Here is a 20219-nt window from a genome sequence, read left to right as displayed (position 1 = left end):
CATGATGCCGTCGCGGGGTCGTACCCCCCGGGCATCGTCCACAGTTTCCCGGCGGGCCTCGCCCGCCTTCCGCAGCGCGGCCGACGGCCCAACGCTGCACAACGCCAATCTAGGCGAACGGCGGCCCGGCTGTCCGCACTCAGCGCGACCGAGATTCGACGGTCGCGCGGGTGCGGACGCCCGACTCACTTCTTCGTGACGGTCGCCTTCTCGATGGTGACGGCCGTCTTCGGCGCGCCGTCCGTGGCGCCGCCCTCGACACCGGCCGCGGCCACGTCCTGGACCACCTTCAGACCGGCCGCGTCGATCTTCCCGAACGGGGTGTAGCTCGGCGGCAGCTTGGTGTCCTTGTAGACGAGGAAGAACTGCGAGCCGCCGGTGTTCGGCTGCGAGGTGTTCGCCATGGCCACGGTGCCGGCCGGGAAGGTCACGGTGCCGTCCGCGCCCGCCTTGCCCAGGGCGTCCAGGTTCTCGTCCGGGATCGTGTACCCCGGGCCGCCGGTGCCGTCGCCCTTGGGGTCACCGCACTGGAGCACGAAGATGCCCTGGGTGGTGAGCCGGTGGCACTTGGTCCCGTCGAAGTACTTCTTGTCGGCGAGGTGCTTGAAGGAGTTCACCGTGCGCGGCGTCTTCGCCGCGTCCATGGTGAACGTGATGTCGCCTTCGCCGGTCTTCAGAGCCATGGTGTACGTGGCCTTGGCGTCCACGGACAGCTTCGGCTCGGGGCTCGCCGACTCGCTCGCCGAGGGCGTGGGCGCGGAGCTGGTCGGGGTGTCGCCCGCCGCGCTGTCCGTGCCCTTCGGGGAGTTGTCGTCCGTCAGCGCCACGGACGCGTACACGGCGCCGCTCGCCGCGAGGACCACGGCGAGGGCGGCGGCCACGACGGTGTTGCGGCGCTTCGCCTTGCGCCGGTTCTCCTCCCGCCGCTGCTGCTGCCGCTGGTACTTCTCCCTGGCAAGCTGCCGCCGCCGCTGATCGCTGGTGACCACCGGTTCCGCTCCTGTCGCTCGTCTGTTCCCGTCCTGGCCGGATGTGCCCGTACCGTATACGGGTTGGCTGTGGAAGCGGCACCGCCGGTAGGCTCTGATCTGCTGAATCCCGTGATTTCCGGGATTTACGCGCCCGTGCCGGACGACAACTAAGGACGAACGTGCTGATTGCCGGGTTCCCCGCCGGGGCCTGGGGGACCAACTGCTATCTGGTCGCCCCCGCCGCAGGCGAGGAGTGCGTGATCATCGACCCGGGCCACCAGGCCGCCCAGGGCGTCGAGGAGACGCTGAAGAAGCATCGGCTCAAGCCCGTCGCCGTCGTCCTCACCCACGGACACATCGACCACGTCGCCTCCGTGGTCCCGGTGTGCGGCGCCCATGACGTCCCCGCGTGGATCCACCCGTCCGACCGCTACATGATGAGCGACCCGGAGAAGGCCCTCGGCCGCTCCATCGGGATGCCCCTCATGGGCGAGCTGACCGTGGGAGAGCCCGACGACGTGCGCGAGCTCACCGACGGCGCCCAGCTGAAGCTCGCCGGTCTGGAGTTCTCCGTCGCCCACGCGCCCGGTCATACCAAGGGGTCGGTGACCTTCAGGATGCCGGAGACCACGGAGATCCCCTCCGTGTTCTTCTCCGGGGACCTGCTGTTTGCCGGCTCCATCGGACGCACCGACCTTCCCGGCGGTGACATGGACGACATGCTCGAGTCGCTGGCACGCGTGTGCCTGCCGCTCGACAACTCGACCGTGGTGCTGTCGGGACACGGTCCCCAGACGACCATCGGCCAGGAGCGCGCCACCAACCCCTATCTGCGGGACGTGGCCTCAGTTCGCCAAGGGAACGGCAGCACGGACGCTCCCCGACGAGGAATGTGACGACTCACGTGAGCACCTTCAAGGCCCCCAAGGGCACGTACGACCTGATCCCGCCGCGCTCCGCCACCTTCCTGGCGGTGCGCGAGGCGATCTCGACCCCGCTGAAGAACTCGGGTTACGGATACGTCGAGACGCCCGGCTTCGAGGACGTCAAGCTCTTCTCGCGCGGTGTCGGCGAGTCCACCGACATCGTGTCCAAGGAGATGTACACCCTCACCACGAAGGGCAACGACGAGCTCGCCCTCCGCCCCGAGGGCACCGCCTCCGTCCTGCGGGCGGCCCTGGAGGCCAACCTGCACAAGCAGGGCAACCTGCCCGTCAAGCTCTGGTACTCGGGTTCGTACTACCGGTACGAGCGGGCCCAGGCGGGCCGCTACCGCCACTTCTCGCAGGTGGGCGCCGAGGCGATCGGCTCGGAGGACCCGGCGCTCGACGCCGAGCTGATCATCCTCGCCGACCAGGCGTACCGCTCGCTCGGCCTGCGGAACTTCCGCATCCTGCTGAACTCGCTTGGCGACAAGGAGTGCCGCCCCGTCTACCGGGAGGCGCTCCAGTCCTTCCTCGGCGGTCTCGACCTCGACGAGGACACCCGTCGCCGCGCCGAGATCAACCCGCTGCGCGTCCTCGACGACAAGCGCGAGGCCGTGCAGAAGCAGCTGGTCGGCGCGCCGCTGCTGCGCGACTACCTGTGCGACGCGTGCAAGGCGTACCACGAGGAGGTGCGCGCCCTGATCACCGCGGCGGGCGTCGTCTTCGAGGACGACGACAAGCTGGTGCGCGGCCTCGACTACTACACCCGTACGACCTTCGAGTTCGTCCACGGCGGTCTCGGCTCGCAGTCGGCGGTCGGCGGCGGCGGCCGCTACGACGGCCTCTCCGAGATGATCGGCGGCCCCGCGCTGCCGTCCGTGGGCTGGGCGCTCGGTGTGGACCGCACGGTCCTCGCCCTGGAGGCGGAGGGCATCCAGCTCGACCTCCCCGCCGCCACCAGCGTCTTCGCGGTGGCCATCGGCGACGAGGCGCGCCGCCTCCTCTTCGGCAAGGTCACCGAGCTGCGCAGGGAGGGCATCGCCGCGGACTTCGCCTTCGGCGGCAAGGGCCTCAAGGGCGCCATGAAGGACGCCAACCGCTCCGGGGCCCGCCTCGCCGTCGTCGCCGGTGAGCGCGACCTCGCCGAGGGCGTCGTCCAGCTCAAGGACATGGAGTCCGGCGAGCAGCAGGCGGTTCCCGTGGACGGTCTCCTGGACGCGGTACGGGCCAAGCTGGCCTGACGGACCGTACGGACGGGGGGCCCGGACCACGCGCACGCGCCGGTCCGGGCCCCTCCGCGTGTCCTTATGGCCGCTTCACTTATCCCCGGCGAACGGTGGACGCGAGGCGCCGTACGGCAGAATGACCGTGTCCAGGGGGCCAGCGAGCGAGGGAAAACGGCGACATGACGAAGGCAGCGGTGGACGAAGCCGCCTCCGGCCGGGACGGCGACGGCACGATCGGTGCGAGCCGGGCCTTCGCCTGGCTGCTGGTGATCACCGGAGCGGCCGGAGTGCTCGCCGCGTGGGTCATCACGATCGACAAGTTCAAGCTCCTGGAGGACCCGAACTTCACGCCGGGGTGCAGCCTCAACCCGATCGTGTCCTGCGGCAACATCATGAAGAGCGAGCAGGCCTCGGTCTTCGGCTTCCCCAACCCGATGCTCGGCCTGGTGACCTACGCCATGGTCGTCGCGATCGGCCTGGCGCTGCTCGCCGGAGCCCGCTACCGCCGCTGGTACTGGCTCGGCCTCAACGCCGGCACCCTCTTCGGCGTCGGCTTCTGCACCTGGCTGATGTACCAGTCGCTGTACGAGATCAACTCGCTCTGCCTCTGGTGCTGCCTGGCCTGGGTCGCCACCATCGTCATGTTCTGGTACGTGACCTCGCACAACGTCCGGTACGGCGTCATCCCCGCACCCCGCGGCCTCAGGACCTTCTTCGACGAGTTCACCTGGATCCTGCCCGTCCTGCACATCGGGATCATCGGCATGCTGATCCTGACCCGCTGGTGGGACTTCTGGACCAGCTGACGGCGGAGCGCTCTGTCAGTGCCGTGACCTAGGCTTCATGACTGTGGAGCCCGATCTCTTTACCGCAGCAGCCGAAGAACGGCAGGAGAAGGACCCGGCCGGCAGCCCGCTGGCCGTCCGGATGCGCCCGCGCACCCTCGACGAGGTGGTGGGCCAGAAGCACCTGCTCAAGCCCGGATCGCCGCTGCGCCGCCTCGTCGGGGACGGGGGCGGCGGCCCCGCCGGCGCCTCCTCCGTGATCCTCTGGGGTCCGCCGGGCATCGGAAAGACCACCCTCGCGTACGTGGTGTCGAAGGCGACCGACAAGCGGTTCGTGGAGCTGTCCGCGATCACCGCGGGCGTCAAGGAGGTCCGGGCCGTCATCGAAGGGGCCCGGCGCGCGGTCGGCGGCTACGGCAAGGAGACCGTCCTCTTCCTCGACGAGATCCACCGCTTCTCCAAGGCCCAGCAGGACTCGCTCCTGCCCGCCGTGGAGAACCGCTGGGTGACGCTGATCGCCGCCACCACCGAGAACCCGTACTTCTCCATCATCTCCCCGCTCCTCTCCCGCTCGCTGCTCCTCACCCTGGAGCCGCTGACCGACGACGACCTGCGCGGACTCATGGCCCGGGCCCTCACCGGCGAGCGGGGGCTCGGCGGGGCGGTGACCCTGCCCGCGGACGCCGAGGCGCATCTCCTCCGCATCGCCGGCGGTGACGCCCGGCGCGCCCTGACCGCCCTCGAAGCGGCGGCCGGCGCCGCCATCGCCAAGGGCGAACCGGAGATCACCCTCCAGACCGTCGAGGAGACCGTCGACCGCGCGGCCGTGAAGTACGACCGGGACGGCGACCAGCACTACGACGTGGCCAGCGCGCTCATCAAGTCGATCCGCGGCTCCGACGTCGACGCGGCCCTGCACTACCTCGCGCGCATGATCGAGGCGGGGGAGGACCCGCGGTTCATCGCCCGCCGGCTGATGATCTCCGCGAGCGAGGACATCGGCCTCGCCGACCCGAACGCGCTGCCGATCGCCGTCGCCGCCGCGCAGGCCGTCGCCATGATCGGTTTCCCCGAGGCAGCCCTCACCCTGAGCCACGCGACCATCGCGCTGGCCCTCGCCCCCAAGTCGAACGCCGCGACGACGGCCATCGGCGCCGCCCTCGCCGATGTGCGCAACGGCCTCGCCGGATCGGTCCCGCCGCACCTGCGCGACGGCCACTACAAGGGCGCGGCCAAGCTCGGCCACGCCCAGGGGTACGTCTACCCGCACGACGTACCGGGCGGCATCGCGGCCCAGCAGTACGCCCCCGACGCGATCCACGGCAAGCAGTACTACGAGCCGACGCGCTACGGCGCGGAGGCGAGATACGCCGACGTGGTGGAGCGCGTACGAGCCCGTCTGAAGGGCGACGAGTAGCGCCGTCCCGGCCGTGGGGAGGGTGGGCACGGGCCGCCCGCGCACCCGGTACACTGGTTCGGATTGCTGCGTCCCGTGTCCGACCCCGGTCGGCACACCAGAACGGGACAGTCAGCCGGAGACCCGGCCCTCGGGCGGGGTTTCCAGGAGCGTCGCGCACCTTCGAAGGTGTCGCGGGCAACCCACCACCACCCGGATCCCGGGAGCGGCGGTGGGCCGTTCGCGTGCTGCACGTATGTGCCCAGACCTGGGAGCGGCTGCCCGACAGGTCCGTCTCGTACGGACCAGACGGGTTTCCCGGCTGCGGATGCGACCTCCCCTAACCCTGGTGAAGCCGTTTCGTACGAAGAGAGAGGTTGGTTCATGCCGAACCAGTCCCGTCCCAAGGTCAAGAAGTCGCGTGCCCTCGGCATCGCGCTGACCCCGAAGGCTGTCAAGTACTTCGAGGCCCGCCCCTACCCGCCGGGCGAGCACGGCCGTGGCCGCAAGCAGAACTCGGACTACAAGGTCCGTCTGCTCGAGAAGCAGCGTCTGCGCGCCCAGTACGACATCAGCGAGCGTCAGATGGCGCGCGCCTACGACCGTGCCAAGAAGGCCGAGGGCAAGACGGGCGAGGCGCTGGTCGTCGAGCTCGAGCGCCGCCTCGACGCCCTGGTCCTGCGTTCGGGCATCGCCCGCACCATCTACCAGGCCCGTCAGATGGTCGTCCACGGCCACATCCAGGTCAACGGTGGCAAGGTCGACAAGCCGTCGTTCCGCGTCCGTCCCGACGACGTCGTGATGGTCCGCGAGCGCAGCCGCACCAAGCCGCTGTTCGAGATGGCCCGCGAGGGTGGCTTCGCCGCCGACGGTGAGACCCCGCGCTACCTGCAGGTCAACCTGAAGGCCCTGGCCTTCCGCCTCGACCGCGACCCGAACCGCAAGGAAATCCCGGTCATCTGCGACGAGCAGCTGGTCGTCGAGTACTACGCCCGCTGATCCCGGCTTCGGCGCAGTACCACCCACGCGGTGTTCAGCCCGCCGCTTCCCCACCCTTTCCGGTGGGGGAGCCGGCGGGCTTCCGCGTTCCCGGGACCGCCGCCGACCTGCCCGTACGGAAGGGGCGCGGGGCCGACGGCTCCGCCGGGCCGCCGATGGCCGGCGGACGGCCGGCCGCGAGCGCCCGCTCCACCGTCTCCGCCGCCGAGAGCCCCTCGCCCTCCCGGAACGCGGCGCCGTACGCCTCCGCTCCGAGCACCTCCTCAGCCCGCTGCGCGCACAGCGCCCTCGGTCCGTCGAACGCCTCCGAACCGAAGAGCTGGATGCCGACCGTCTGCCACACCGGCACCGTCGCCCCCTGGAGGACCGCCGCCTCCACCGCGTCGCCCTCGCTCACCGTCACCAGGGCGAGCATCTCGATCGCGAGCACCAGCCCCACCAGGTCACGGAAGGTGTGGTTGATCAGGACGCACTCGGTGAGCAGCTCCCGGGCCTCGCCGTACGCGCCCCGGGTCCACGCCGAGTACCCCAGCACGTAGAGCGCGTAGGCCTTCGTCCACAGCTCGCCCCGCTCCTCGCAGACCTCCCGGACCTCCCGGCAGAGGGCGACCGCCCCCTCCAGGTCTCCCGCGAAGGCCCGCGCCATCGCCATCTCGACCTGCCCCATCAGCACGTTGCTGTTCAGCTCGCCGAGCTCCCGGTACGAGTCGAGCGCCCACCCGATCAGCTCCTCGGCCCGTGCCATGTCGTCCGTGAGCAGCGCGAGACAGCCCAGCCGGTGAGTCGCGTACGCCTCCGCGAGCTCGTTCCGCGAGGATCGGGCCCGCTCCCGGCACTCGTGGAGCGCGGCCACCGCCGCCGTACCGTCCCCCTGCAGCACGGCCACGTACCCGAGCACCCACAGCGCCTTCAGCCGCGCCTCCTCGTGCCCCGACTCCAGCGCGAGCGAGCGCTCCAGCCAGTGCCGGCCCTCCGAGAGACGCCCGCAGCCCACCCACGCGAACCAGAGCGTGCCCGCCAGGTGCTGGGCGAGATGGGCCTCCTCGGGGAGCTCCAGGCAGAGGTCCAGGGCCGCCCGCAGATGCGGGAGGGCCGCCTCCGTGAGGGCCGCCACCTCCGGCTGGCGGGGACTGAACCACTCCAGCTCGCACCAGGTCGCCAGGCCCATGTACCAGTCGCGGTGCCGCCGCCGCATCCGCTCCGTGTCGCCGAGCGCCGCCAGCCACTCCGCGCCGTACGCGGCGACCGTGTCGAGCATCCGGTAGGCCGGGCCCGCGGGGGTGTCCTCCCGCATGAGCAGCGACTGCGCGAGCAGCCCGCCGAGCAGCTCCAGGATTTGCTCGGGCGGCAGCTCCCGCCCCCCGCACACGTACTCCACCGCCTCCAGGTCGAAGGGGCCGGGGAACACCGAGAGCCGCGCCCAGAGGAGCCGCTCCTCCGGGGTGCACAGCTCATGGCTCCAGCCGATGGCGGTGCGCAGCGTCTGATGGCGGGGGAGCGCGCCGCACACGCCGTCCGTGAGGAGCCGGAAGCGGTCGTCCAGACGGAACAGCATCTGCTCGACGGAGAGGAGCGGGAGCCGCCCGGCCGCCAGTTCCAGGGCGAGAGGAATCCCGTCGAGCCGCCGGCAGAGCTCCCGTACGGCGGCCTCGCCGGTCGCCGGCGCCGGCGCGCCCGCCTCGGCCGCCCGCTCCGCGAGCAGCGTCACCGCGTCCGCCTCGCCCAGCGGCGCCAGGGGGAACACGGCCTCGCCCGGCACCCGCAGGGGGCGCCGGCCGACCGCCAGGACGGTGAGCCCGGGAGCCTGTTCGAGGAGCTCGCGCAGCAGCGGAGCGCAGCGCTCCACGAGGTGCTCGAAACCGTCCACGACGAGCAGCAGCCGCCGCTCCGCGAGATGGTCGAGGAGCACCTCGCGCGGGGCCTTGAGGGTGTGGTCGGTCAGGCCGAGCGCCTCGACCAGCGCGTACTCGACCATGCCGGGGTCGCGCAGCGGCGCGAGCCCGGCGAGCCGGACCCCGTCGCCGTAGCGTTTCTGCGTCTCTTCGGCGGCCCTGAGCGCGAGCCGGGTCTTGCCGACCCCGCCCACGCCCACGACCGTGACCAGGCGGGACGTCTCGAGGAGCGCCATCAGTGCGGCCTGCTCGGCGGCCCGTCCGACGAACCGGTTCAGCTCCGCCGGGAGATTGCTCCGTCGCATGGGACACGGAGCGTACTCATCCACACGCTCTCCGTACAATCGGTTCTCGTAAGTCCCGTCCCACGGGCGGTAATGAGGTACGGCACGACACCCCGGGCGCGATAGGGTCGGAGGACGACTTGTCCAAGGGCCCAACGACAGAAGAGAGCGGTGCAGAGTGACCGGTGGAGAGGTTGCCGGGATCCTGGTGGCCGTCTTCTGGGCGATCCTGGTCTCCTTCCTCGCCGTGGTGCTGGTGAGGCTGGCGCAGACGCTCAGGGCGACCACCCAGCTCGTGGCGGACGTGACCGAGCAGGCCGTCCCCCTGCTGGCCGACGCCTCCGCGACCGTGCGCTCGGCACAGACCCAGCTCGACCGGGTCGACGCCATCGCGTCGGATGTCCAGGAGGTCACCTCCAACGCCTCCGCGCTCTCCTCCACCGTCGCCTCCACCTTCGGCGGCCCGCTCGTCAAGGTCGCCGCCTTCGGCTACGGGGTGCGCAAGGCGCTCGGCCGGGCCGGCGACGGCGACCGCGCGGTGATCGTCGGCCGTACCGTGCCGTCCTCGCGACGCCGGAAGCAGAAGGGCTGAGCCGCGATGTTCCGCCGCACGTTCTGGTTCACGGCCGGCGCAGCCGCCGGCGTGTGGGCCACCACCAAGGTCAACCGGAAGCTGAAGCAGTTGACCCCCGAGAGTCTCGCGGCCCAGGCGGCGAACAAGGCGGTCGAGACCGGCCACCGCCTCAAGGACTTCGCCCTCGACGTCAGGGCGGGCATGGTCCAGCGGGAGGCCGAACTGGGCGAGGCGCTCGGCCTGGAGGCAGCCCCGGCCGACGACCGGGACCGCGAACTCCCGCCGCCCCGCCGCAGAGCGGCGCTCGATCCCACCGTGCGCCCCACCACCACGTATTCAATCCCCACGATCTCGTACAACCGGAATGAGGACCACTGATGGAGTCGGCTGAAATCCGCCGCCGCTGGCTGAGCTTCTTCGAGGAGCGCGGGCACACCGTCGTCCCTTCGGCGTCGCTCATCGCGGACGACCCGACTCTGCTGCTCGTCCCCGCCGGCATGGTGCCCTTCAAGCCCTACTTCCTGGGTGAGGTCAAGCCGCCCTTCTCGCGCGCCTCCAGCGTGCAGAAGTGCGTGCGCACGCCCGACATCGAAGAGGTCGGCAAGACCACCCGCCACGGCACGTTCTTCCAGATGTGCGGCAACTTCTCCTTCGGCGACTACTTCAAGGAAGGCGCCATCAAGCTCGCCTGGGAGCTGCTGACCACGTCGGTGGAGCACGGCGGCTACGGGCTCGACCCGGAGAAGCTCTGGATCACCGTCTACCAGGAGGACGACGAGGCCGAGCAGATCTGGCGCGACGTCGTCGGCGTCCCGGCCGAGCGCATCCAGCGCCTCGGCAAGAAGGACAACTACTGGTCGATGGGCGTCCCCGGCCCCTGCGGCCCGTGCTCCGAGATCAACTACGACCGCGGCCCCGAGTTCGGCGTCGAGGGCGGCCCGGCCGTCAACGACGAGCGGTACGTGGAGATCTGGAACCTGGTCTTCATGCAGTACGAGCGCGGTGAGGGCTCCGGGAAGGACGACTTCCCGATCCTCGGCGAGCTGCCGTCGAAGAACATCGACACGGGCCTCGGCCTGGAGCGCCTGGCGATGATCCTCCAGGGCGTCCAGAACATGTACGAGACGGACACCCTCCAGGTCGTCATCGACAAGGCCACCGAGCTCACCGGCGTCGACTACGGCACGTCCCAGGAGAGCGACGTCTCGCTGCGCGTGGTCGCCGACCACATGCGCACCTCCGTCATGCTCATCGGCGACGGCGTCACCCCCGGCAACGAGGGCCGCGGCTACGTGCTGCGCCGCATCATGCGCCGCGCCGTCCGCAACATGCGTCTGCTCGGCGCCACGGGACCGGTCGTCCAGGAACTCGTCGACACCGTGATCAACACGATGGGCGAGCAGTACCCGGAGCTGGTCACCGACCGCAAGCGCATCGAGACCGTCGCCCTCGCCGAAGAGGCCGCCTTCCTCAAGGCCCTCAAGGGCGGCACCAACATCCTCGACACCGCCGTCACCGAGACCAAGGCCTCCGGCGGCACGGTCCTCTCCGGCGACAAGGCGTTCCTGCTCCACGACACCTGGGGCTTCCCGATCGACCTCACCCTGGAGATGGCCTCCGAGCAGGGCCTCTCCGTGGACGAGGACGGCTTCCGCCGCCTGATGAAGGAGCAGCGGGACCGCGCCAAGGCCGACGCCAAGGCCAAGAAGACCGGCCACGCCGACATGACGGCGTACCGGGAGATCGCCGACGGCAACGGCGCCACCGAGTTCACCGGCTACACCAACACCGAGGGCGAGACCACGGTCGTCGGTCTCCTCGTCAACGGCGTCCCCTCGCCGGCCGCCTCCGAGGGCGACGACGTCGAGGTCGTCCTCGACCGCACCCCGTTCTACGCCGAGGGCGGCGGCCAGATCGCCGACCAGGGCCGGATCCGGCTCCACAGCGGCGCGGTCATCGACATCCGCGACGTGCAGCAGCCGGTGCCCGGCGTCTCCGTGCACAAGGGCTCCGTGCAGGTCGGTGAGGTGACCGTGGGCGCCACCGCCTACGCCACCATCGACGTGCGCCGCCGCCGGGCCATCGCCCGCGCCCACTCGGCCACCCACCTCACCCACCAGGCGCTGCGCGACGCCCTCGGCCCGACGGCCGCCCAGGCCGGCTCCGAGAACCAGCCCGGTCGGTTCCGCTTCGACTTCGGTTCGCCGAACGCCGTCCCCGGCGCGGTCCTCACCGACGTCGAGCAGAAGATCAACGAGGTCCTCGCGCGGGAGCTCGAGGTCCACGCCGAGGTCATGCCGATCGACGAGGCCAAGCGCCAGGGCGCCATCGCCGAGTTCGGCGAGAAGTACGGCGAGAAGGTGCGTGTCGTCACCATCGGCGACTTCTCCAAGGAGCTGTGCGGCGGTACGCACGTCCACAACACCGCCCAGCTGGGTCTGGTGAAGCTGCTCGGCGAGTCGTCCATCGGATCCGGCGTGCGCCGTATCGAGGCCCTCGTCGGCGTCGACGCGTACAACTTCCTGGCCAAGGAGCACACGGTCGTCGCCCAGCTCCAGGAGCTGGTCAAGGGCCGGCCCGAAGAGCTGCCGGAGAAGATCTCCACCATGCTCGGCAAGCTGAAGGACGCCGAGAAGGAGATCGAGAAGTTCCGCGCGGAGAAGGTCCTCCAGGCCGCCGCCGGGCTCGTCGACTCCGCCCAGGACATCCGCGGTGTCGCCGTGGTGACCGGCCAGGTCCCGGACGGCACCGGCGCCGACGACCTGCGCAGGCTGGTCCTCGACGTGCGGGGCCGCCTCGTGGGCGGCCGTCCGGCCGTCGTCGCCCTGTTCACCACGGCCAACGGCAAGCCGCTCACCGTCATCGCCACCAACGAGGCCGCCCGCGAGCGCGGTCTCAAGGCCGGCGAGCTGGTCCGCACGGCCGCAAAGACCCTCGGTGGCGGTGGCGGCGGCAAGCCGGACGTCGCCCAGGGCGGCGGCCAGAACCCGGAGGCCGTCGGCGAGGCCATCGCCGCCGTCGAGCGCCTCGTGGGGGAGACGGCGTGACGATGCGCCGCGGCCGCCGTCTCGCGGTGGACGTCGGGGACGCCCGGATCGGGGTCGCCTCGTGCGACCCCGACGGGGTCCTCGCCACGCCGGTGGAGACCGTGCCCGGACGTGACGTCCGGGCCGCCCACCGGCGGCTCCGCCAGATCGTCGAGGAGTACGAGCCGATCGAGGTCGTCGTGGGCCTGCCCCGCTCGCTCAGCGGGCGGGAGGGTCCTGCAGCGACCAAGGTCCGTGCCTTCGCCGTGGAGATGGCGCGCGGGATCGCCCCGGTGCCCGTTCGTCTGGTCGACGAGCGCATGACGACCGTCACGGCCACGCAGGGCCTGCGGGCCTCCGGCGTGAAGGCCAAGAAGGGGCGGTCCGTCATCGACCAGGCCGCCGCTGTGATCATCCTGCAGAACGCTCTTGAGTCCGAACGGGTATCAGGTAATCCGCCCGGCGAGGGCGTCGAAGTGGTCATCTGATCGCGATACGGTAACGTTCCGCGCGATGCGGCGGTGTTCGAACAGCTGCCGCACTACGTAGAGGCGGATCGTCCGGAAGCCTCGCGGCTGTTTGGGGATCGATGACTGAGTATGGCCGGAGCCCCGGCTCCGAACCGTGGCACCCCGGGGACCCGTTGTACGGGGACCAGGGGTGGGAGGGCCAGCAGCAGTACCCGCACCCGCAGCAGGCGAACGAGTACGGCCAGGAGTACGCGAGCGACCCGTACCAGCAGCAGCATCAGCAGCAGTACCAGCAGCCCCAGTACCAGGAGCCGCAGCAGTCCCACGGTTACGTGGATCCGCAGTACCAGCAGCAGATGCAGCAGCAGTATGAACAGCACCCGCAGCAGCAGCAGTACGGGACGGGGTACCCGGGCGGTTACGACACGCCCGGGAACCTCGGACAGCAGTACGACGGCAACTGGGAGACCGGCCAGGCGGCGATGGCCTACGGCGCGCCCCCGGCCGATCCGTACGGCGGCCAGAACCCCGATCTCTACGGAACGCCCGAGGCGTACCCGCCGCCCCAGCCTCCCGGCCACCGGCAGAACCCGCCGGAGCCGGTGAGGGACTGGGCGCCGGAGGAAGAGGCACGCCCCGAGCCCGAGGAGGAGAAGCACCCCTTCTTCACCGGCGAGGACGATCGGGCCGACGAGTACGACGAGTACGACGACGAGCCGGCCTCCGGCCGGGGTTCCCGCGGCGGCGACCGCGAACGCCGCAGCAAGGCGAAGAAGCGCAAAGGCAAGAACGGCGTGGCCTGCCTGGTCGTCGCGCTCGTCCTGGCGGGTGGCGTCGGCGGCGTCGGCTACTTCGGCTACCAGTTCTGGCAGGGCCAGTTCGGCGCGGCCGAGGACTTCGCGGGCACCGGCAGCGGTGAGGTCCAGGTCGAGATCCCGAAGGACGCCGGCGGCTACGAGATCGGCAACATCCTGAAGAAGGCGGGCGTCGTCAAGAGCGTCGACGCCTTCGTCTCGGCGCAGGGGCGGAACCCGAAGGGTCTCTCGATCCAGGCGGGCGTCTACACGCTGAAGAAGGAGATGTCGGCCGAGAGCGCGGTCTCCCTCATGCTCGACCCGGTCAGCCAGGCCAACCTCGTCATTCCCGAGGGCAAGCGGAACGCCTGGGTGTACGACCAGCTCGACAAGCGCCTCGACCTCAAGGCGGGCACCACCAAGGGCATCGCGCAGGCGAAGGCGGACTCCCTCGGGCTGCCCGACTGGGCCAAGAACCACGACGACGTCAAGGACCCGCTGGAAGGCTTCCTCTTCCCGGCGAGCTACCCCGTCGCCAAGAACAGCAAGCCGGAGGACGCCCTCCGCAAGATGGTCTCCCGCGCGAACCAGGAGTACGCCAAGCTGGACCTGGAGGACAAGGCGAAGGGCGTGGGCCTGAGCGGACCCTGGGAGCTGCTGACCGTCGCGAGCCTGGTGCAGGTCGAAGGCAAGTACAAGCACGACTTCGACAAGGTCGCGCGCGTCGTCTACAACCGGCTCAAGCCGAACAACGTGGAGACCGTGGGGCGCCTGGAGTTCGACTCCACGGTGAACTACCTCAGGGGCACGAGCACCCTCGACGTCGGATCCGTCGAGGAGATGCGCAAGATCAAGGACCCGTACAACACGTACGCGTTCGACGTGAAGGGCCTCATTCCCGGTCCCATCAGCAACCCCGGCATCGAGGCGCTGAACTCGGCGATGAGCCCGGCCGACGGCCCGTGGTACTACTTCGTGTCGATCAACGAGAACAAGACGGTCTTCTCCGTGACGCTCAAGGAGCACAACCGGAACGTCGCGGAGTACGAGAAGGAACGGGAACAGGGCCAGTGAGCAAGCAGCACCGCGCGGCCGTCCTCGGTTCGCCGATCGCCCACTCGCTCTCCCCGGTCCTGCACCGGGCCGCGTACGCGGAACTCGGCCTCGACGCGTGGTCGTACGACCGCTTCGAGGTCGACGAGGCGGCGCTGCCCGGCTTCGTGGCCGAGCTCGACGCGACCTGGGCCGGTCTGTCGCTGACCATGCCGCTCAAGCGGGCGATCATCCCGCTGCTCGACGAGATCAGCGACACGGCGGCCTCCGTGGAGGCCGTCAACACGGTCGTCTTCCGGGGAGACGGCCGCCTGGTCGGGGACAACACCGACATTCCCGGCATGATCGCCGCCCTGCGGGAGCGGGGCGTCGAGAAGGTCGAGTCGGCGGCGATCCTCGGCGCCGGCGCCACCGCCTCCTCCGCGCTCGCCGCGCTGGCCCGGATCTGCGCGGGGCCCGTCACCGCGTACGTGCGGAGCGAGGCGCGTGCCGAGGAGATGCGCGGCTGGGGCGAACGGCTCGGCGTGGAGGTCCGTACCGCCGACTGGGACGACGCGGCGGAGGCGTTCGCGTCCCCGCTGGTCATCGCGACGACCCCGGCCGGCACCACGAACGCCCTCGCCACCGACGTCCCCGACGCGGTCGGCACGCTCTTCGACGTCCTGTACGACCCCTGGCCGACCGCACTCGCGGCGACCTGGTCCGACCGCGGAGGCAAGGTGGTCGGCGGCCTCGACCTCCTCGTCCACCAGGCCGTCCTCCAGGTCGAACAGATGACGGGTGTCCCGAGAGCGCCGCTGACCGCCATGCGGGCGGCGGGGGAGCGGGCGCTGGCCGCCCGATAGGCGGAAGCCCGTGCCGGACCGCCGGCACGGGAAGCAGGACGAACACGGGGAGCACGGGGGACATGGGCGGGGAAACACTGCTGGCGTCGAAGTGGGACGTCGGCGTCGACGTGGTGCGCTTTCTCTGGGTGGGGCTCTTCAGCTCTCTGCCCGCGTGGGCGCGCTACACCGTGCTCGCCCTTTTCGGCCTGACCTTGGCCTACGGCTTCCTCTCCTGGCTGAGGAGCCGGTCCTCCTCCGCCCCGGAGGCCGAGGGCGCCGAGAGGGCCGAGGAATCCGACGAGACCGTCCAGCGGGACGAGACGCGCGTCCGATAGCTGGACCGGCGACCAAGCGGACGCCCCGGACGTGGGAGGATCGGTGGTGGCGGGCCAGGGCCGCGCACCCGGCCGCGTCGTCGCAGTGCCCAGGCGCGAGCATGAGGAGCATCGTTGAGCAGGTTGCGTTGGCTGACCGCTGGGGAATCCCACGGACCCGCGCTGGTCGCGACGCTGGAGGGTCTTCCCGCCGGCGTCCCGGTCACCACAGAACTGGTGGCGGACCACCTCGCGCGGCGACGTCTCGGCTATGGGCGTGGCGCCCGGATGAAGTTCGAGCAGGACGAGATCACGTTCCTCGGCGGCGTCCGCCACGGGCTCTCCCTCGGCTCCCCGATCGCCGTCATGGTCGGCAACACCGAGTGGCCCAAGTGGGAGAAGGTCATGTCGGCCGACCCGGTCGACCCCTCGGAACTCAAGGAGACGGGCCGCAATGCCCCCCTGACCCGGCCCCGGCCCGGACACGCCGACCTCGCCGGCATGCAGAAGTACGGCTTCGACGAGGCCCGGCCGATCCTGGAGCGCGCCAGCGCCCGTGAGACCGCCGCCCGTGTCGCCCTCGGCGCGATCGCCCGCTCCTTCATCAAGGAGACCGCGGGCATCGAGATCGTCTCGCACGTCGTCGAGCTGGCCGCCGCCAAGGCGCCCTACGGCGTCTACCCGACCCCCGGCGACGTCGAGAAGCTCGACGCCGACCCGGTCCGCTGCCTCGACGCCGACGCGTCGAAGGCGATGGTCGCCGAGATCGACCAGGCCCACAAGGACGGCGACACCCTCGGTGGCGTCGTCGAGGTCCTCGCGTACGGCGTGCCCGTCGGGCTCGGCTCGCACGTCCACTGGGACCGGCGTCTCGACGCCCGGCTCGCCGCCGCCCTCATGGGCATCCAGGCCATCAAGGGCGTCGAGGTCGGCGACGGCTTCGACCTCGCCCGCGTGCCCGGCTCCCAGGCCCACGACGAGATCGTGAAGACCGACGACGGCCTCAGGCGCACCTCCGGCCGCTCCGGCGGCACCGAGGGCGGCCTGACCACCGGTGAGCTGCTGCGCGTCCGCGCCGCGATGAAGCCCATCGCGACCGTCCCCCGCGCGCTCGCCACCGTCGACGTCGCCACCGGCGAGGCCACCCAGGCCCACCACCAGCGCTCCGACGTGTGTGCCGTCCCCGCCGCCGGCATCGTCGCCGAGGCCATGGTCGCGCTGGTCCTCGCGGACGCGGTCGTCGAGAAGTTCGGCGGCGACTCGGTCCCCGAGACCCGCCGCAACGTCCGGTCGTACCTCGACAACCTGCGCATCCGGTGACCGCCGGACCTCTGGTCGTCCTCGTCGGACCCATGGGTTCCGGCAAGTCCACGGTGGGCGCGCTCCTGGCCGAACGGCTCGGCGCGCCCTACCGGGACACCGACGCCGACATCGTCGCCGCCGAGGGACGCGAGATCTCCGACATCTTCGTCGAGGACGGCGAGGAGCACTTCCGCGCCCTCGAACGGGCCGCCGTCGCCACGGCCGTCGCCGAGCACGAGGGCGTCCTCGCCCTGGGCGGCGGCGCGGTCCTCGACGCCGGAACCCGCGCCCTGCTGGCCGGGCTGCCCGTCGCGTACCTCTCGATGGACGTCGACGAGGCGGTCCGCCGGGTCGGCCTCAACGCCGCACGGCCGCTGCTCGCCGTCAACCCGCGCCGCCAGTGGCGCGAGCTGATGGAGGCGCGCCGCCACCTGTACACCGAAGTCGCGCGGACCGTCGTCACCACCGACGACCGCACCCCCGAAGAGGTCGCGGACGCGGTCCTCGCGGCACTGGATCTGAAGAAGGACGCATGACGACGGACCAGGAAGTCACCCGCATCCAGGTCGCGGGCAGCGCGGGCACGGATCCGTACGAGGTGCTGGTCGGCCGGCAGCTCCTCGACGAGCTCCCGGGGCTGATCGGCACCCAGGCCAAGCGGGTCGCCGTGATCCACCCCGAGGCGCTCGCCGACACCGGTGAGGCGCTCCGCGCCGATCTCGCCGACCAGGGGTACGAGACGGTCGCCATCCAGGTGCCGAACGCCGAGGAGGCGAAGACCGTCGAGGTCGCCGCCTACTGCTGGAAGGCGCTGGGCCAGACCGGTTTCACCCGCAGCGACGTCATCGTGGGCGTCGGCGGCGGCGCCACCACCGACCTGGCCGGTTTCGTGGCCGCGACCTGGCTGCGGGGCGTGCGCTGGATCGCCGTACCCACGACGGTCCTGGCCATGGTCGACGCGGCCGTCGGCGGCAAGACGGGCATCAACACCGCCGAGGGCAAGAACCTCGTCGGCGCCTTCCACCCGCCCGCCGGCGTCCTCTGCGACCTGGCGGCCCTCGACTCGCTGCCGGTGCACGACTACGTCAGCGGTCTCGCGGAGATCATCAAGGCCGGCTTCATCGTCGACCCGGTGATCCTCGACCTCATCGAGGAGGACCCGGAGGCCGCCCGTACTCCCGCCGGGCCGCACACCGCCGAGCTGCTCGTCCGTTCGATCAAGGTGAAGGCGGAGGTCGTCTCCGGCGACCTGAAGGAGTCCGGCCGCCGCGAGATCCTCAACTACGGCCACACCCTCGCCCACGCCATCGAGAAGAACGAGCGGTACAAGTGGCGCCACGGCGCCGCCGTGTCCGTCGGCATGGTCTTCGCCGCCGAACTCGGCCGGCTCGCCGGGCGTCTCGACGACGCCACCGCCGACCGGCACCGCGCGATCCTGGAGTCCGTCGGGCTGCCGCTCACCTACCGCGGTGACCAGTGGCCCAAGCTCCTGGAGACCATGCGGGTGGACAAGAAGTCCCGCGGCGACCTGCTCCGCTTCATCGTGCTCGACGGGATCGGCAAGCCCACCGTCCTGGAGGGCCCCGACCCGGCGGTCCTGATCGCGGCGTACGGCGAGGTGTCGGCGTGAGCGAGCCCCGTCCGGTGCTGGTGCTCAACGGCCCCAACCTGGGCCGGCTCGGCTCCCGTGAGCCCGACATCTACGGCGCCACCTCCTACAAGGGGCTCGTCGAGTCCTGCCGGACCCTCGGCGCGGAGCTCGGCTTCGACGTCGAGGTGCGGGAGACGAACGACGAGGGCGAGATGATCCGCTGGCTCCACGAGGCCGCGGACACGTCGATCCCCGTGGTGATCAACCCGGGCGCGTTCACGCACTACTCGTACGGGATGCGGGACGCCGCCGCCCAGCGGACCGCGCCGCTGATCGAGGTGCACATCTCGAACCCGTACGCGCGGGAGGAGTTCCGGCACACCTCGGTCGTCGCGGCGGTGGCGACCGGCACGGTGGCAGGGTTCGGGATCGGCTCCTACCGGCTGGCCCTTCGGGCGCTCGCCGAGGAACTGGCGGGCTGACCGGGCACCAGGGGGCGTCCCCGGCCGTTCCCCCTGTGGGGGCCGGGGGCGGTAACGTTCCGGCGGCACCGGATACATCAGGCGTACGAGACGGAGTGGCACCGGATGCAGCACGCAGTGGGGGGTCCGCTGCCACCGCCCGAGCGATCGGGTCAGGCGTCGGGGCCCGGCACCGTTCCCGTTCACGCGAGCGGCGCGGGGAGCGGCCCGCAGGGCGGGCAGCCGCCCGTACCGCCCTCGCCTCCCCAGGCGGCGGCGCACCCCGGGACGCCCGCGGGAGCGGCGCCTTCGGGACCGTCCGCGGGATCGCCCGCCGGGCCGCCCCCGGGACCGCCCGCCGGACCGCCTTCGGGACCGTCCGCCGGCCTGACCGCCGCTGGATCACCCCCCGCCGGTCCGCCCGCCGTCCCGCCCACCGGGTCCCGGCTCGGTGTGCACCCGGCCGTCAGGGCCGGGACGTCCCGGCCCGCGCACGGGGCGCCTCCGCACGCCGCACCGCCTCCGCACGCCGCCCCGCCGCCCTCGGGTTCCGGCGCCGCGGGCTGGGCCGTGCCCCCGCACCAGGCCGCGGCGCGCCACCCGGCGGCTCCGCCCGCTCGCGCGGACCTCACCGGCCATGTGCCGCTGCCGCCCGTGAGCGTGCCGCTCGCGTCTCCCGTGGAGCACGGCGCCGGTACGGGCACCGCGACCCTCGCCGTGCTGCTCATCGGCCCCGCGGGCGCCGGCAAGACGACCGTCGCCCGGCACTGGGCGCAGCGCCGCCGCGTGCCCACCGCGCACATCAGCCTCGACGACGTGCGCGAATGGGTCTGCTCCGGCTTCGCCGACCCGCAGTCCGGCTGGAACGAGCACTCCGAGGCGCAGTACCGGCTCGCCCGCCGCACCTGCGGCTTCGCCGCGCGCAACTTCCTCGCCAACGGCATCTCGTGCATCGTCGACGACGCGGTCTTCCCCGACCGGCCCGTCGTCGGCCTGGGCGGCTGGAAGCGGCACGTCGGCCCCGGACTGCTGCCGGTCGTGCTGCTGCCCGGCCTGGAGATCGTCCTCGAGCGCAACGCCGAGCGCAGCGGCAACCGGCGTCTCTCCGACGAGGAGGTCGCCGCCATCCACGGCCGGATGGCCGGCTGGTACGGCTCGGGGCTGCCGATCATCGACAACTCCACGTACGACGTCGAGACCACCGCCCGGGTCCTCGACGACGTCCTGGCCCGCGCGATAGCCAGCCCGCCCACCTGGTGACCTCCCGGCCCGATCGGCGGGACGCCCCCGAGCCTCCGCCCGGACGGCCGTGCTGAACAGGCCACCGC

At 71.5% G+C, this 20219-nt stretch carries 19 protein-coding genes; 17 read left to right on the top strand and 2 right to left on the bottom strand.

Annotation, left to right across the window (positions count from 1 at the left end; translation table 11 throughout):
• Positions 1 to 185 precede the first annotated feature (185 nt).
• On the bottom strand, positions 186 to 989 hold the full coding sequence (locus IO20_RS0118330; protein ID WP_030551879.1) for a peptidylprolyl isomerase: 804 nt from the start codon (positions 987 to 989) through the stop codon (positions 186 to 188).
• A 161-nt stretch (positions 990 to 1150) separates the two neighbouring features.
• Between IO20_RS0118330 and IO20_RS0118325 the strand changes: the two genes are divergently transcribed.
• From IO20_RS0118325 to rpsD, 5 genes are all read left to right on the top strand, one after another.
• A complete protein-coding gene (locus IO20_RS0118325; RefSeq protein WP_030551881.1) occupies positions 1151 to 1867 on the top strand; it encodes an MBL fold metallo-hydrolase in 717 nt (238 codons plus the stop codon).
• A gap of 8 nt (positions 1868 to 1875) precedes the next feature.
• Entirely contained in the window at positions 1876 to 3138 is a 1263-nt protein-coding gene (gene hisS / locus IO20_RS0118320) for a histidine--tRNA ligase (RefSeq protein WP_030551883.1), read from the top strand.
• Positions 3139 to 3302: 164 nt separating this feature from the next.
• A complete protein-coding gene (locus tag IO20_RS0118315) occupies positions 3303 to 3929 on the top strand; it encodes a vitamin K epoxide reductase family protein (RefSeq protein WP_030551885.1) in 627 nt (208 codons plus the stop codon).
• A gap of 43 nt (positions 3930 to 3972) precedes the next feature.
• Complete coding sequence (locus tag IO20_RS0118310; RefSeq protein ID WP_030551887.1) at positions 3973 to 5325, top strand: replication-associated recombination protein A; 1353 nt, start codon at positions 3973 to 3975, stop codon at positions 5323 to 5325.
• Positions 5326 to 5688: 363 nt separating this feature from the next.
• Positions 5689 to 6303, top strand: a complete 615-nt coding sequence (rpsD, locus tag IO20_RS0118305; RefSeq protein WP_015032311.1) for a 30S ribosomal protein S4 — start codon at positions 5689 to 5691, stop codon at positions 6301 to 6303.
• A 34-nt stretch (positions 6304 to 6337) separates the two neighbouring features.
• Here the strand turns inward: rpsD and IO20_RS0118300 are convergent, their stop codons facing one another.
• On the bottom strand, positions 6338 to 8500 hold the full coding sequence (locus IO20_RS0118300; protein ID WP_030551889.1) for an ATP-binding protein: 2163 nt from the start codon (positions 8498 to 8500) through the stop codon (positions 6338 to 6340).
• A gap of 157 nt (positions 8501 to 8657) precedes the next feature.
• Between IO20_RS0118300 and IO20_RS0118295 the strand changes: the two genes are divergently transcribed.
• The 12 genes from IO20_RS0118295 (at position 8658) to IO20_RS0118240 (ending at position 20151) form a co-directional block, all read left to right on the top strand.
• Positions 8658 to 9071, top strand: a complete 414-nt coding sequence (locus tag IO20_RS0118295) for a DUF948 domain-containing protein (RefSeq protein WP_030551891.1) — start codon at positions 8658 to 8660, stop codon at positions 9069 to 9071.
• Between the two features lie 6 nt (positions 9072 to 9077).
• Positions 9078 to 9431 carry a DUF6167 family protein gene (locus tag IO20_RS0118290; RefSeq protein WP_030551893.1) on the top strand — a complete coding sequence of 118 codons (354 nt, stop codon included), beginning with the start codon at positions 9078 to 9080 and terminating at the stop codon, positions 9429 to 9431.
• On the top strand, positions 9431 to 12100 hold the full coding sequence (gene alaS / locus IO20_RS0118285) for an alanine--tRNA ligase (RefSeq protein ID WP_030551895.1): 2670 nt from the start codon (positions 9431 to 9433) through the stop codon (positions 12098 to 12100). The genes IO20_RS0118290 and alaS overlap by 1 nt, the downstream gene beginning before the upstream one ends.
• A 2-nt stretch (positions 12101 to 12102) precedes the next feature.
• Positions 12103 to 12567, top strand: a complete 465-nt coding sequence (gene ruvX, locus IO20_RS0118280; RefSeq protein ID WP_030204525.1) for a Holliday junction resolvase RuvX — start codon at positions 12103 to 12105, stop codon at positions 12565 to 12567.
• Between the two features lie 101 nt (positions 12568 to 12668).
• Positions 12669 to 14417, top strand: coding sequence for an endolytic transglycosylase MltG (mltG, locus tag IO20_RS0118275; protein WP_030551898.1), 1749 nt, complete (start codon positions 12669 to 12671; stop codon positions 14415 to 14417).
• Complete coding sequence (locus IO20_RS0118270; RefSeq protein WP_030551899.1) at positions 14414 to 15241, top strand: shikimate dehydrogenase; 828 nt, start codon at positions 14414 to 14416, stop codon at positions 15239 to 15241. Before mltG ends, IO20_RS0118270 begins: the two co-directional genes overlap by 4 nt.
• A gap of 62 nt (positions 15242 to 15303) precedes the next feature.
• On the top strand, positions 15304 to 15558 hold the full coding sequence (locus IO20_RS40350; protein WP_030551901.1) for a hypothetical protein: 255 nt from the start codon (positions 15304 to 15306) through the stop codon (positions 15556 to 15558).
• A gap of 114 nt (positions 15559 to 15672) precedes the next feature.
• On the top strand, positions 15673 to 16857 hold the full coding sequence (gene aroC / locus IO20_RS0118260) for a chorismate synthase (protein WP_030551903.1): 1185 nt from the start codon (positions 15673 to 15675) through the stop codon (positions 16855 to 16857).
• The gene (locus IO20_RS0118255) at positions 16854 to 17375 is read left to right on the top strand and encodes a shikimate kinase (protein WP_030551905.1); all 522 of its coding nucleotides are present in this window, start codon (positions 16854 to 16856) and stop codon (positions 17373 to 17375) included. Before aroC ends, IO20_RS0118255 begins: the two co-directional genes overlap by 4 nt.
• Entirely contained in the window at positions 17372 to 18469 is a 1098-nt protein-coding gene (gene aroB / locus IO20_RS0118250; protein WP_030551906.1) for a 3-dehydroquinate synthase, read from the top strand. Before IO20_RS0118255 ends, aroB begins: the two co-directional genes overlap by 4 nt.
• Complete coding sequence (gene aroQ / locus IO20_RS0118245) at positions 18466 to 18912, top strand: type II 3-dehydroquinate dehydratase (protein ID WP_030551907.1); 447 nt, start codon at positions 18466 to 18468, stop codon at positions 18910 to 18912. The genes aroB and aroQ overlap by 4 nt, the downstream gene beginning before the upstream one ends.
• 366 nt (positions 18913 to 19278) lie before the next feature.
• Positions 19279 to 20151: an AAA family ATPase gene (locus tag IO20_RS0118240; protein ID WP_425423735.1), complete on the top strand. Its 873-nt coding sequence runs from the start codon at positions 19279 to 19281 to the stop codon at positions 20149 to 20151.
• The last annotated feature ends 68 nt before the right edge of the window (positions 20152 to 20219 follow it).

Origin of the sequence: Streptomyces exfoliatus, from assembly GCF_000725545.1 — a bacterium.
Taxonomy (GTDB): domain Bacteria; phylum Actinomycetota; class Actinomycetes; order Streptomycetales; family Streptomycetaceae; genus Streptomyces; species Streptomyces exfoliatus.
The sequence above is the reverse complement of the archived record's forward strand: the minus strand, read 5'-3'. Positions and strand labels throughout refer to the sequence as shown.

Excerpts from the sequence above, each read along its gene's own strand:
- IO20_RS0118290 (WP_030551893.1), top strand. The coding sequence starts at position 9,078 with ATGTTCCGCCGCACGTTCTGGTTCACGGCCGGCGCAGCCGCCGGCGTG.
- aroB (WP_030551906.1), top strand. The coding sequence starts at position 17,372 with ATGACGACGGACCAGGAAGTCACCCGCATCCAGGTCGCGGGCAGCGCG.
- IO20_RS0118315 (WP_030551885.1), top strand. The coding sequence starts at position 3,303 with ATGACGAAGGCAGCGGTGGACGAAGCCGCCTCCGGCCGGGACGGCGAC.
- IO20_RS0118300 (WP_030551889.1), bottom strand. The coding sequence starts at position 8,500 with ATGCGACGGAGCAATCTCCCGGCGGAGCTGAACCGGTTCGTCGGACGG.
- mltG (WP_030551898.1), top strand. The coding sequence starts at position 12,669 with ATGACTGAGTATGGCCGGAGCCCCGGCTCCGAACCGTGGCACCCCGGG.
- rpsD (WP_015032311.1), top strand. The coding sequence starts at position 5,689 with ATGCCGAACCAGTCCCGTCCCAAGGTCAAGAAGTCGCGTGCCCTCGGC.
- alaS (WP_030551895.1), top strand. The coding sequence starts at position 9,431 with ATGGAGTCGGCTGAAATCCGCCGCCGCTGGCTGAGCTTCTTCGAGGAG.
- ruvX (WP_030204525.1), top strand. The coding sequence starts at position 12,103 with ATGCGCCGCGGCCGCCGTCTCGCGGTGGACGTCGGGGACGCCCGGATC.
- IO20_RS40350 (WP_030551901.1), top strand. The coding sequence starts at position 15,304 with ATGGGCGGGGAAACACTGCTGGCGTCGAAGTGGGACGTCGGCGTCGAC.